Source organism: Bacillus sp. FJAT-45350, from assembly GCF_002335805.1.
GTDB lineage: Bacteria > Bacillota > Bacilli > Bacillales > NISU01 > FJAT-45350.
Genome location: NZ_NISU01000002.1, coordinates 232,340 through 245,100 on the forward strand (window position 1 = coordinate 232,340; position 12,761 = coordinate 245,100).

Here is a 12,761-nt window from a genome sequence, read left to right on the forward strand (position 1 = left end):
TATACGGTAATTTCATTTATGTCCTTTTTATAGAATTTTAAACCTAATTTTCAGAAAAAGTAAAAAGAAGTTCCCTATGGGGGTATAATCATACCTTTTTGACCAAACTCTATTCCGGTAGTATCAATTGTGATACAGTGGGTAAGTATGGAATTAACGGATATTAGTAGAAAGAGGAGATAGACATGGTTCATAGCTTTTCTGATTTTAATTTGGCACCATATTTAACGAAAGCATTAGAGGAAAAAGATATAAAGGAACCAACAGATATTCAAATAAAGGCAATTCCTGAAATTTTAGATGGACAAGATGTGATAGCTCGTTCTCAAACAGGGTCTGGGAAGACGTTAGCGTTTTTATTGCCAATCCTTAATCAAATAGATAGTGAAAAGAAAGACCTACAAGCAGTCATTTTGGCTCCCACAAATGAATTAGCCATGCAAATATTTGATGTATTAAAGGATTTAACGAAAGACTCTTCGATTATAGCTGATTCATTTTTAGGAAGTGCAAATGTTAAGAGACAAATTGAAAAATTGAAAAAATCTAAACCGCAAGTTGCTGTAGGTACACCTACAAGAGTACTTGAGCTTGCTGAAAGTAAAAAGTTAAAGCTACATCTAGTGAAATGTGTAGTTGTCGATGAAGCAGACCGTATGCTCGCTGAAAAGCCAACATGGCAGGCGTTTCAAGCAATTGCTTCTCGTGTAGGTCGTGAAGGGCAATATATTTTTGTTTCTGCGACTATCCCGGAGAATTTTCAAGACTTAGTTGGACAAAACGTACAACTACCCGTCATGGTGACAAGCGAAGGCTCTCTTATTGATTCGGAAAGAGTGGAGCATTTATTTATCGTTTGTGAAGCTAGGGAAAAAATTGAAATTGCTAGGAAGTTAATCCGAAATTTAGAGATTAAAAAAGGGCTTCTGTTTGTTAATCATTTAGATAAAGTAACTGAAACAACAGATAAGCTTAAATACAGAGAGATCAATGCAAAATCTTTATCAGCCGATAGTACAAAGGTTGAACGAGCAAACGTTATGAAAGAATTTCAAGAAGGTAAGATTGAAATTCTAGTCGCATCAGACCTAGCTGCTAGAGGATTGGATATTAATGATATTACACATGTCATTAACATTCATCCCCCTGTTGATGCTGATGCTTATTTACACAGAGCAGGAAGAACGGGAAGAATGGGTAAAAGCGGTGTTGTGATTTCAATTATGGAGCCGAAAGAGCTTTTTATTATTAAAAAGTTTGAAAAGGCACTCAATATTAAGATTGAAGAACGTCGATTAGAATACGGAAATCTTATTTCTGAAAATTCACCTAAGAATATTCAAACTAGAAAAAAGAAAAGCTAATTATGTTGTCACAAGTATAGATTCCTCTATTTGAGGAAATTTGTTGCAAAAGCGTCAACTAAAAGGTTTTACTTTATAAATGAAGGTATGGTAAACTTAAAAGGTTAAAAAATTGTTAGGAGATGTTTTTATGGTAGCGAATTATGAAGTAGGAAGTATTGTTGAAGGTAAAGTAACAGGAATCAAACCATTTGGTGCATTCGTTGCATTAGATGAGAAAAAACAAGGTTTAGTTCATATTTCGGAGGTGGCTCACGGTTTTGTTAAGGACATCAATGATGTCTTAACTGTAGGAGATGAAGTTAAGGTTAAAATTATTTCTGTAGAGGAAAATACAGGAAAAATCTCTCTATCTATTCGTGCAACACAACCAGCACCAGAGAAAAAAGAGCGTCCAGAACGCCCGAAACAACAAGCTCGTCCACAAGCTGCTAAAAAACCTGTAGAAACAAAAGGTTTTAACACGCTTGAAGATAAGTTAAAGCAATGGGTTAAGCAATCAAACGAAATCCAAGCAGACTTAAACAAAAGAGCAAGAAAATAATACAACTAAAAAGAGGCGTCCTTCTAATAAATAGAGGACGCCTCTTTTCCTGTGTTTAGTTTTAACGTTGAGGTTCAGGACTTCTTTCAAGCTCTTCACTTGGTTTAAATAAGATTGAAATACAATATAGACCAGCTAAACCAACTAAGGCATAGATAAATCTTGAGATTGCAGCGGCTTGCCCACCAAAGATGGCTGCTACAAGGTCAAAACGGAAGAAACCGATAAGTCCCCAGTTGATCGCACCGATAATTGCTAGAACTAACGCTGTACGTTGAATACCACTCACAACAATTCACCTCCAAAAGAGAACTATAGAAACCCCTTCCCAACTATATAAGATGAGAACTTTGGTGCTTCTCTCTATATCATGAGAATATCGCGGTTAAATTATGCATGTAGCAAAAAGTGCCTTCTTTTATTCCATAAAAAAAGAAGGAGAAATAAATTTATTATTGAAGTTTTTTATACAGTTAGCATATGAATAAACAGTTGGATCATAATAAAACAGAGTGAAACCATGTAAATATCCTAGGAGGAAAGTATGAACAATACATTAACGTTTGATTATAGTAAAGCATTGCCTTTTATACAACAGCATGAAATTGATTATTTAGCAGGAGCAGTTAAAACTGCACATGATGCATTACATAATGGAACAGGAGCAGGTAATGAATATATTGGTTGGGTAAATTTACCGAAAGTTTATAATAAGGAAGAATTTGCTCGAGTGCAGAAAGCAGCTGAGAAAATAAAATCAGACTCTGATGTTCTTCTTGTCATTGGCATAGGCGGGTCATATCTTGGTGCACGTGCCGCAATAGAAGCCTTAAATCATTCGTTTTATAATGTATTAGAAAAACGTAACACACCACAGGTTTTCTTTGTTGGTAATAATATAAGCTCTACATACGTGAAAGACTTATTATCGTTAATTGAAGAAAAGGATGTTTCAATTAATGTTATCTCTAAATCAGGAACAACAACAGAACCAGCGATTGCCTTTCGTATTTTTCGTGAGCATCTAGAAAAGAAATACGGTAAAGAGGAAGCAAGAAAACGAATTTATGCTACAACAGATAAAGAAAAAGGAGCATTGAAAACAGTTGCGACTGATGAGGGATATGAGACGTTTGTAATACCAGATGATGTAGGTGGGCGTTTCTCAGTACTGACAGCAGTAGGACTGTTACCTATCGCAGTAGCTGGACTTAATATTGAACAGATGATGCAAGGGGCAGCAGATGCAATGGATAAATACAATAATGATAATCTTGCTGAAAATGAAGCCTATCAATATGCAGCTGTACGAAATGCTTTTTATAATAAAGGGAAAACGATTGAATTGATGGTTAATTATGAACCGGCCCTGCAATATGTATCTGAATGGTGGAAGCAATTATTTGGAGAGAGTGAAGGAAAAGATAAGAAGGGGATATTCCCAGGCTCAGTTAATTTCTCAACTGACCTTCATTCGATGGGCCAATATGTTCAAGATGGTCGTCGTGATCTTTTTGAAACAATTTTAAATGTGGAAAAGGTACGTGAAGAAATAACGATTGAAGAGCACTCCTCAGACCTTGATGATTTAAACTACTTAGCAGGACAAACGATGGATTTTGTAAACAAAAAAGCATTTCAAGGAACACTGCTTGCACATACTGACGGAGGAGTTCCGAATCTAATTGTTTCAATACCAGAATTAAATGAATATCACTTTGGATACATGATTTACTTTTTTGAAAAGGCATGTGCAATCAGTGGATACTTATTAGGGGTCAATCCATTTGACCAACCAGGTGTAGAAGCTTACAAGAAGAACATGTTTGCCTTACTTGGAAAACCAGGATTTGAAAAAGAAAAAGCAGAGTTAGAAAAGCGTTTATAGAATAGTGTAAAGCATAGAACAATCAAACATAGGACATTCTATAAATATGAATGCACTGTGAAAGGATGAGTTCTATGATTTTAATGAATTCACAAGTTGAAAATAAACAATTTATGCTTAAAGACTTAGAGGATAAGTTAAAGCCACTTGGGTATGTAATTTCTGGTAACTGGGATTATGAACATGGTTATTTTGACTATAAGCTTGATGACAATGGAAGTTATCAATATTTACGAATTCCATTCACAGCTGTAGAAGGTGAAATAGACCAAAAGGGTGTAATTGTTAAACTCGGAAAGCCTTTTCTACTTGCACATAAATATCAACGTGGCTTAGATGACCAGGTTATGGATTATAATTCATTTATGAATCAATTTTCAGAACCACAAGACAAAGATGCGTATATTCCACCTCAATATGTGAATACAGGAAAAAGCTTAATTCAAGAATTAGAAGCAACATTACTTTATTAATAAAGGTTGGCTTTAAGGGTGTATTTGTCCCTGATAAGCCAGCCTTTTCGTCTGTTTTTTTGGGTAAGTATAAAAGTAATGGTTGTGGATGGAAAACCGATTTTGGTAAGATAGGAAAAGTATATAATAAGGGGAGATACGAATGTCAGAACCGATTATTTTTGCCATTACGATTTTTATTGGTTGGCTAATCTTTGATTTTGTGAAACATAAAAAGCTAACGAAGGAATTAGTAATAGGAGCATTAATTGTTGCGATCATTGCTGGGCTTGGGTGGTTTGTTTTAGATTTATTATTTTAATAAATGGGTAAGTGGAGGGGGAGCTAGATGAAGAGATTACGAGTTGCTTTACTACACTTGTTACCTAAAGCTGGAGATTTACAATTCAATCAAAATTTAATTGAAAAAGCAGTTATGATAGCTGGAGAAAAAAATGTAGATTGGATTATCACACCTGAACTAGCGACTAGTGGTTTGCAGTTTTCTAGCATAGGTACGGACTGGATAACCCAACAGCCAGATACTTGGATGAATCATTTTTGTACTATTGTGAAGAGTATTAATGCTACTGTCTTCCTTGGATGTGCAGAACGTTCGAAGGAAGGAGCACTACATAATTCTGTTTTTGTTATAAGTGAGAAGGGTGAAATAATAGGTAATCAAAAGAAGTTAGCAAGAGTAGATAATTGGTCGACATCAGGTGAAGTAGTTGAACCGATATCTTTAGAGAATATAAAAGTTGGTGTATTAATTTGTGCAGATTCCTATACAGGGAATTATGCAGACAAATTACTAACGAAGGGTGCAGAAATTCTAATTGCACCTTCCTCTTGGGGACCAGGCTTACATGGACCAAATGGAGAGTGGGAACAGCGCTCTATTGATACCGGGTTACCTATCTTTGTTTGTAATCGTACCGGAGAGGATGAAACTGTGTCCTTTTGGGAAGCGGAGAGTTCTGTAATAAAAGACGGCAAACGCCTTCTTACTTACAAATCGAAACAATCTGCCATTCTACTGTTTGATTGGGATTTGGAAGCTATGAATTTAGTGTCTACGTCTTTTGATGTGGAGTATATATGGTGAAACGAACAAACGAATGGGAGTTTAAAGCAAAACATTTATTGGGATTCCTCTCGCAGTTGGTACGATACTAAATATAAATTGATATTTTTAAATATTTCCATTATCATAAAGGTAGAAACTAGTAAAAAGTTTCTATGAATTAACTATAAATAATTTTTGGAATTCTAGGTGTCTAATAGACTTAATAGGGAATCTGGTGGAAATCCAGAGCTGTCCCCGCAACTGTAAGTGTGGATGAAATGAGAAACCACTGTATAAGTAACTTTACCGGTGCTTATACGGGAAGGCTCAGAGTAAGAAGAAGCACGAGTCAGGAGACCTGCCTAACTTCCATAAGTTTCATTTCTTCGGGGTGAGAGAAGTTGAAACGGCAGGGATATCATGTTCTTTCATGATAATAATATTGCCGTTTTATGCTCTTTCTCCGTTGGTGAGGAAGGGCTTTTTATATTAAGAAACTGAGAGGGGATAACGTAATGGCTACTTGGGATTTATCTAATACAAACCATCATTTATTGATTTGTAATGGAGGAAGTTGCAATAAGTCTGGAGCAGAGGAATTAACACTAACAGTAAGAAATGAAATTAGTAATCGTGGATTAGATAACATGATACATACAACAAGAACACGATGCAATGGTCGTTGCAAGGATAAATGTGTTGTAGTTGATTATCCAAAAGGGGACTGGTATCAAAATATGGAGCCTGAAGATGTTTCAGATTTTATTGATTCACTATGTGCAAACCAAACATTTTCTAAGAAATTAGCACTTTCTTATAATGGAGCAGGGTTTGAAAGTGGAGATGGTACAGTAACGGGTGATCTAAAAAATGTTGAAGTTGTGAGTAAGGTTTCAAAAGTGTACGAGTAAAGATATTGTGAGGATAATGGATAAATTGTTTAAACGAAGTGGTTCGGACACTAGTTCCGTTAATTTGATATTACTAGTTGATTTAGAGAATAATTGGATCCTAATTCCGCTATTTGTATATATGACGTCCAAATCATAAGTTTTAAGAGGGGATAACGGATACAATGTCCATAAAGAATGTAATATTAGAGGGTTTTATGATAATAACGGAACCTGTGTCCCTATTCGAGGTAACAATCAATTCATAGTCTTAGTTTATAAGTACGCGCTCGTTTTTCTCCACTTGCTACACTTAGAATTTGTAAATCAACAAGCTTATGCAAAGTACGTCTAGCATGGCGGTCACTTATTCGTAGGTGATTAGCAATTTCGAGTGGGGTAAAGGGGCGTAATAAGCGTCGTGCAAATCGCACAATTTCTGCTTCAAGCCATGATAACTGTGCAGGGGAATCAGTAGAGAGGAATTTTCCTATAAATGCTAGTATGAGTTGTTGGCATTTTTGTGGCTCATCTTTAATTGATAAGTACGCAATTGGTAACAATGTCCACCCGTCAAGAGTCAATAAAGAGTGTCTCCAGCATAAATCTTTAAATCGCCTAACATCTAAATCTCTAGCATGTGGTCCATAACCTTGGATTTCAATACAACCTTTAGAGTGCATAGGCATGTACGTAAGATCAAGGTAACGATAACCATTGTTGAAATCTCGCACTTCCCATTCAGGGTACAAGTGGTCTAAGTTCCCTATAGTAGGGAACCAAATTGATCTTAGAAACTCAACAGTTCCGTGGCCAAGTCCATTTTCAAGGAGCTCGCGCCTTCTTGGGTTTCTCTCTTCGGTAAGATTTGTTTGGAGCCATTCTTCGTACTTTATTTCAAATTTACTAACCATATATCACTTTCCTTCCTGGTTTTTTAATAACACCTCAAAACTAAGTAATATTGTTAATAATTAGTATAAGTTGCTATTCTACATTCGACAACCATTTAATTCAAAATAAAAAGAAGGTAGCCAACGATATGTGGCTACCTTCTAAACCTTTCCCACTCATTATACAAATCTGGGGTCGTAACGATTGTTGTATTTAACAAACACCTCATCTCTTCATGTTAGAAACAATCTTGAAATTTCGGTTCTTTGTCCAACACAATCACCTCATTTAAAAGGTAAATCGATAATTTTCCTCATTGTATAATTAACATCAAGTTAATGATGGGAGAGGGTTTGTGAGGTGCATTACTGCTCCTCAATAATTATGATGTCCAGAATGAAGAAAAGTATTCAAAATTAATTATGTCTATTTGATTTTCTTCCTTTTGTTTTCTTAGATGTACTTGGTTTCCCTCCGGCACGTGACCTTGGGTTCGTTTCATTAGCATGTTCGACGGCTTGTTCAAGTTCTTTTCTCATCTGTAATTCCTCCCTTTGAATTTTGACATTACCCATAGAGTTTCCGATTTGAATAGTTTTATCTCTGTTAAAAATTGCATAAGCAGTGCTAACTTCGTCGAATTTTAAATAAACATGTAGTAAATGAATATTCTGTATGTTAAAATAATTTGTTTTAGTGGTGGATGTACATGATATTAAATGAAATAAGGAGAAATTGAAAGGAAACCTTGAATGATTTGCGCTTTCATGTTCATTGTTTGCGTTTTCATTGACTGGAAACGCTTTTGCTATATAATACTAAAAGTTGCATAATAAAGGTAACTTATAAATGAAAGAAGGCAATGCAAATGAAAATCGTATTAGCGAAAGTCTTAGACTATTTATGTGAATGCCAAGAGCAAAAAGCAAAGCTAATCGTAGAAGACCTTAATAAAAATGGAGTACATTACTGGTATTCATCATAATTATAACGCCCCATTCGCAAAATATGCGAATGGGGCTTCTTTTTAATTAATCTAAATTATTGACTGAAAGACAAGTGTTGTAATAAGGTTACTTTGTATTGAGAGAGTAAAGAGAGTAGGCGATAGTATGTCAAAAATTTATATAATTCATGAAAATGATGAATGGACAGTACATTTAACGAAGCGACTAAAGGAATTACACCTACCTTATGAGGAATGGCATTTGAAAAATGGAGTTGTTGATTTACAGTCGGTTCCTCCTGAAGGTGTATTTTATAGCCGAATGAGTGCGTCATCACATACAAGAGGACACCGATACGCTCCAGAATTAGCTAATGCTGTAATTGCGTGGTTAGAGCGTCATAGTAGAAAGGTATTTAACGGGAGTCGAGCTCTTGAATTAGAAGTAAGTAAAGTAGCTCAATATCTTGCGTTAAGCATAGAAGGAATTACAACTCCGAAAACGATTGCTGCTGTAGGAAGAGAGCAGCTTATTGAGGCTGCAAAGCAGTTTGAAGGACAACCTTTTATTACGAAGCATAATCGGGCTGGTAAGGGTTTAGGAGTGCAATTGTTTCAAAGTACTAAAGACCTTGAGAAATACGTGAATGGTGAGGAGTTCGATGAGCCAGTTGACGGGATTACTCTAATACAGGAATATATTTCAGCTCCAGAGCCATATATCACACGTTGTGAGTTTGTTGGTGGGAAGTTTATCTATGCTGTCAAAGTGGATACGTCGAATGGATTTGAGTTATGTCCAGCTGAGGCATGCCAAATTGGCGACTTATATTGCCCGGTAGGTGAAGAGAAAGAGGAAAAGCCGATGTTTGAAGTTATTCCTAATTTTGAAGACCCTCTAATAGAGAAACTAGAGCGTTTTTTAGAGAAAAATGAGATTCATGTTGCTGGGATAGAATTTATTCGTAATCAAGAAGGGGTTATCTACACGTATGATGTAAATACGAATACAAATTATAATCCAGAAGCTGAACAAGTAGCAGGAGTATATGGAATGCTAGAATTATCCAAGTTTTTAGGGGAAGAGCTAGACAAATAAACAGATAAAACAAAGGAGCTTCCCATCGGGAGCTCCTTTGTTATTTTATGAACGTACAGCTAACCATTCCCCGATTTTGGGGTAAGTCATATTAACAGCTTTAGGTCCAAAGGTTATTGAAACATGACCAGTAGGCATAGAAACATACTCTTTATCTTCACTTGAAATCTTATCCATAAGTGCTTCAACTTGATGTGGCATCGCAACATGATCACGCTCAGCGGAAAGGTTAAGTACATTTGCTTTAATTGTACTTAAATCTACCTTACGGCCACGGATAACTAGTTCACCATTTATTAATTTGTTTTGTTGATAAAAGTCCCTGATCCATTGGCGATAAGCTTCTCCTGGAAAAGGTATGCCGTCTTGTAACCACTTTTGCATAAGTTTCCAGCTTTCAACAAATTTGGGATTATCAGCTCTATCATATAGGCTAATGAATGGACCGTTAAAATTGGTTAGTGGCTTCAAAATTTTATTACCATAATCAATCATTTCAGGGGGTACATTTCCTAATGTTTCAACGACCTTATCAACATCAAAGTAACGGTCGTTTAAGATGCAACCATACAAACCAGTATCTGCAAAATCAAATGGACTTGTCATAAAGATTAAATTCTTTATTGGTAACTCTGGGTGAAGGGAAGCAAAGATAGATGTCATTGTCCCACCCATACAATAGCCAAGTATTGAAACATCCTCAGATTTTGATGTACGTAGTACCTTTTTTACAGCACGTGGGATGTAATCTAGTATAAAATCATCGAGCTTCATCCGACGGTCCTCGTAACACGGTGTACCCCAATCCAACAGGTATACATCAAACCCCTGATTGACAAGGTATTCAACCATACTATTGCCTTTAGCAAGGTCCAGAATGTAAGGCTTGTTGATAAGAGCGTAAATCATAAGCAGTGGTGTAGTGTGCTTTTTAGGTTGGTCAGACACATAGCGATATAGCTTAGTTTTGTTTTTCGTCCAAATAACTTCTTTTGGTGTAATACCTACTTCAGGTTCGGCATCGGTTGTTAATACTTCCATCGTTCGTTTGTACCGTTGATAAGACTTTTGCGCATCTTCAGGCAGTAATTCAACGATTTTATTTATTTCTTTTTCTATAATCATAAACTTTCCTCCTAGCTTATCGCTTACATGTATAAACCACCATTGATATTTAATTGCTGACCAGTAATATATGTGCCGTCTTTACATAGGAAAAGTACTCCTTTAGCAATTTCTTCGCCTTGACCAAAACGTTTTTGTGGAATTTTTGCTTTAATTTGCTCACGTATGTTTTCGGGAATTTCTGAAATCATACTTGTTTCAATAAATCCAGGGCAAACGGCATTAACAGTTACATTTGTTTTAGCAAGCTCAAGAGCAAGCGATTTAGTGAAGCCAATCATTCCGGCTTTTGCTGCTGAATAATTGGTTTGACCAAAGCCACCTGATTGACCAATAATTGAAGAGATGTTAATGATTCTTCCTGCTTCTGATGCTGTTATATGTTTGAGGGCTGGAGCGACTGTATTGTAGACGCTATTTAAATTCACATCGATAACACTTCTCCAACTTTCTTCAGATAGCTTCTTGAAGGAGCTATCTCTTGTAATCCCAGCATTGTTGATTAAGAAATCCAATTGTCCATATGTATCAATTGCTGCCTCAACAAGTGTAGATGCTTCCTCTGACTTTGAAACATTTGCTTGAACGGCAATCGCATGGCCACCATTTTCCTGTATTTCTTTCACTAATTTTTCAGCTGCATCATTACTGCTGTTATAGTTTAAGACAATTTTTACACCATTTGCTGCAAGCTCTTTAGAAATTGCTGCTCCGATACCTACTGCTCCACCTGTAATAATAGCTACTTTGTCTTGTAAATTAATCATGTATCTCACGTTCCTTTTCTTTGTTTATTTACTTTTATTGTTTTTTAGTAACTGTGTAACTTCATCTAATTTTGAGCTTAGATTTTTCACTTCGGTTTTCAACAATGTCATTTCTCGCTTAACGACAGCAGGTGAAGGTTCATTATCTTTACTTTCTTCTAATTGGTCCTCTATGTTATCTACTTTTGAATCTAGATTTACTACCATAGATGACAAATTTGAAATATCTTCTCGTGTGGGAAGGTTCAATTGTTCAAAATATTGTTTTGTCGTTTGGTCAATGAGCTTTTTGTAAAATAAATTAGTATCTAGAACCCTACCTACCCATTCAGAAAACTCTTCTTTATTCATCATTTCTTCCAAGCTCTTTTCCATGTAGGACTCAGTGTTTTGATAGTAATCCTTCCAAAGGGAATAAGGATCAAATGTTGTTTTTTCAGTCGTCAATATTCGTACTCCTCCTGTCTGTTATAAATTTAGTAACTATTTGATATAAAGTTACTTTCATTAGGTAGGGTTAATGGCTTTTGTTCATTGAATTAGGTAAGTAATCAATTAACCTTATATATGTTTATAAAAATAGAACCCAAAATAGTCCTGGAGTATTTCGTAAAAAAACGACAATTACTTCCAAAATAAAGAGTTGACGATATGGTTATATAGGTGTAAATTACACTTATAAGAAAAAAAGACATAGGTGAGGAAAATGACAGAGACTAATAACAACAATACGGAGAATAAGCGAAGTAAGCTTGAAAAGAACATCAGTGGGGCACCGAAGAATATGTTGATTCCATTTTTGCTATTGAGTTTACGTGGAGGCTTAACCCTTCATGGGTACAAACTAATTCAGCAACTAACCAATTTTGGATTTCCATCGGTTGACCAAGGAAACGTCTATCGTTTGCTAAGACAATTAGAAAAGGACGACTTGGTTAGTTCGCAATGGGATACGTCCAGTGGTGGACCAGCAAAGAGACTATATTCAATTACGAAAGCCGGAGAAGAATACCTAGACCTATGGGCAAATTCTCTAGAGCAATATCAATCGATGTTAAATAGCTTCTTTTCGATGTACACGAACTTTTTCATGCCGACAGGTAGTAAAGAAGATGATGAAGACGCTAGATGATCCTGCAGGTTAGCTTGCAATCATATAAAGAAACGACTATTGAGGAGGATGTAATTATGCTAATGCCGTCTAAAGAAAGTGGAGCTAAAGTCTTTAATATGGTTTGGGAGAATACTGAGAATGGAATGGAAAGCTTCTTTAGCTTTCATAAAGAGTTAGGAAGGTTGTCTTTGGAAACGGTAGAAAAACAAAGGGAGATGTGGGATTCTTCGTTTGTGAAACTTTCTAATTTTGAACAAGAAGTCGAAAAGGTAACAAAGGAAATGATGTTTTCTCTGAAGGAAAATGCTGATGAATCATCAACTGAGGCATTTGGTACTTGGTTTGAAAAAGTAAATGAAATTATAGGACGTATGAAGGATATTCGTGAGACTCCTAGTAAAGCTATGTCAAAGGTACTCGAGGATTCACATCAAAGACTATATGAGGCAGAAAAAAAACTAATCGAAGAACAAGGGAAGATACAAAAAGATACGAAGGAACGGTTAGAAAACTTACTAGTACAAGTGAAAGAATCTCAAAAGCAAATGATTGATAAACTAGCTCTTTAAAAGGAATGAACAACCTGAAATTATAAGTAGGGAGTTGTTT

At 35.8% G+C, this 12,761-nt stretch carries 16 protein-coding genes and 1 riboswitch; of the genes, 10 read left to right on the forward strand and 6 right to left on the reverse strand.

Annotation, left to right across the window (positions count from 1 at the left end; genetic code table 11):
• Positions 1 to 185 precede the first annotated feature (185 nt).
• Positions 186 to 1,364, forward strand: coding sequence for a DEAD/DEAH box helicase (locus CD003_RS17725; RefSeq protein WP_096202577.1), 1,179 nt, complete (start codon positions 186 to 188; stop codon positions 1,362 to 1,364).
• Between the two features lie 130 nt (positions 1,365 to 1,494).
• Positions 1,495 to 1,908: a S1 domain-containing post-transcriptional regulator GSP13 gene (yugI, locus tag CD003_RS17730; RefSeq protein WP_096202578.1), complete on the forward strand. Its 414-nt coding sequence runs from the start codon at positions 1,495 to 1,497 to the stop codon at positions 1,906 to 1,908.
• A gap of 61 nt (positions 1,909 to 1,969) precedes the next feature.
• Here yugI and CD003_RS17735 read toward each other — a convergent pair whose 3' ends face one another.
• Entirely contained in the window at positions 1,970 to 2,197 is a 228-nt protein-coding gene (locus tag CD003_RS17735) for a DUF378 domain-containing protein (protein ID WP_096202579.1), read from the reverse strand.
• Positions 2,198 to 2,452: 255 nt separating this feature from the next.
• Here CD003_RS17735 and CD003_RS17740 point away from each other — a divergent pair, with 255 nt between their 5' ends.
• From CD003_RS17740 to CD003_RS17755, 5 genes are all read left to right on the forward strand, one after another.
• The gene (locus CD003_RS17740; protein WP_096202580.1) at positions 2,453 to 3,796 is read left to right on the forward strand and encodes a glucose-6-phosphate isomerase; all 1,344 of its coding nucleotides are present in this window, start codon (positions 2,453 to 2,455) and stop codon (positions 3,794 to 3,796) included.
• 74 nt (positions 3,797 to 3,870) lie between these two features.
• On the forward strand, positions 3,871 to 4,269 hold the full coding sequence (locus CD003_RS17745; protein ID WP_096202581.1) for a YugN-like family protein: 399 nt from the start codon (positions 3,871 to 3,873) through the stop codon (positions 4,267 to 4,269).
• 142 nt (positions 4,270 to 4,411) lie between these two features.
• A complete protein-coding gene (locus CD003_RS22005) occupies positions 4,412 to 4,570 on the forward strand; it encodes a hypothetical protein (protein ID WP_179295611.1) in 159 nt (52 codons plus the stop codon).
• A 27-nt stretch (positions 4,571 to 4,597) separates the two neighbouring features.
• A complete protein-coding gene (locus tag CD003_RS17750) occupies positions 4,598 to 5,356 on the forward strand; it encodes a carbon-nitrogen hydrolase family protein (protein WP_096202582.1) in 759 nt (252 codons plus the stop codon).
• A gap of 148 nt (positions 5,357 to 5,504) precedes the next feature.
• Positions 5,505 to 5,697, forward strand: a riboswitch (cobalamin riboswitch).
• Positions 5,698 to 5,832: 135 nt separating this feature from the next.
• Complete coding sequence (locus CD003_RS17755) at positions 5,833 to 6,228, forward strand: (2Fe-2S) ferredoxin domain-containing protein (protein WP_096202583.1); 396 nt, start codon at positions 5,833 to 5,835, stop codon at positions 6,226 to 6,228.
• A gap of 242 nt (positions 6,229 to 6,470) precedes the next feature.
• Here CD003_RS17755 and CD003_RS17760 read toward each other — a convergent pair whose 3' ends face one another.
• On the reverse strand, positions 6,471 to 7,121 hold the full coding sequence (locus CD003_RS17760; protein WP_096202584.1) for a transcriptional regulator: 651 nt from the start codon (positions 7,119 to 7,121) through the stop codon (positions 6,471 to 6,473).
• 396 nt (positions 7,122 to 7,517) lie between these two features.
• Entirely contained in the window at positions 7,518 to 7,640 is a 123-nt protein-coding gene (locus tag CD003_RS22395) for a hypothetical protein (RefSeq protein WP_257008380.1), read from the reverse strand.
• Between the two features lie 573 nt (positions 7,641 to 8,213).
• On the opposite strand from CD003_RS22395, the gene CD003_RS17765 reads away from it, so the two are divergent.
• Positions 8,214 to 9,146, forward strand: a complete 933-nt coding sequence (locus CD003_RS17765) for an ATP-grasp domain-containing protein (protein ID WP_096202585.1) — start codon at positions 8,214 to 8,216, stop codon at positions 9,144 to 9,146.
• 45 nt (positions 9,147 to 9,191) lie between these two features.
• Here the strand turns inward: CD003_RS17765 and phaC are convergent, their stop codons facing one another.
• The 3 genes from phaC to CD003_RS17780 are packed head-to-tail and all read right to left on the reverse strand — an operon-like array spanning position 9,192 to position 11,485.
• A complete protein-coding gene (gene phaC / locus CD003_RS17770; protein WP_096202586.1) occupies positions 9,192 to 10,271 on the reverse strand; it encodes a class III poly(R)-hydroxyalkanoic acid synthase subunit PhaC in 1,080 nt (359 codons plus the stop codon).
• A gap of 23 nt (positions 10,272 to 10,294) precedes the next feature.
• Entirely contained in the window at positions 10,295 to 11,038 is a 744-nt protein-coding gene (locus CD003_RS17775) for a 3-oxoacyl-ACP reductase (protein WP_096202587.1), read from the reverse strand.
• A gap of 24 nt (positions 11,039 to 11,062) precedes the next feature.
• Entirely contained in the window at positions 11,063 to 11,485 is a 423-nt protein-coding gene (locus CD003_RS17780) for a poly(R)-hydroxyalkanoic acid synthase subunit PhaE (RefSeq protein WP_096202588.1), read from the reverse strand.
• 259 nt (positions 11,486 to 11,744) lie between these two features.
• Between CD003_RS17780 and phaQ the strand changes: the two genes are divergently transcribed.
• Both phaQ and CD003_RS17790 read left to right on the forward strand, forming a co-directional pair.
• Positions 11,745 to 12,170, forward strand: coding sequence for a poly-beta-hydroxybutyrate-responsive repressor (phaQ, locus tag CD003_RS17785; RefSeq protein ID WP_096202589.1), 426 nt, complete (start codon positions 11,745 to 11,747; stop codon positions 12,168 to 12,170).
• Positions 12,171 to 12,226: 56 nt separating this feature from the next.
• Positions 12,227 to 12,721 carry a hypothetical protein gene (locus CD003_RS17790; protein WP_179295612.1) on the forward strand — a complete coding sequence of 165 codons (495 nt, stop codon included), beginning with the start codon at positions 12,227 to 12,229 and terminating at the stop codon, positions 12,719 to 12,721.
• The last annotated feature ends 40 nt before the right edge of the window (positions 12,722 to 12,761 follow it).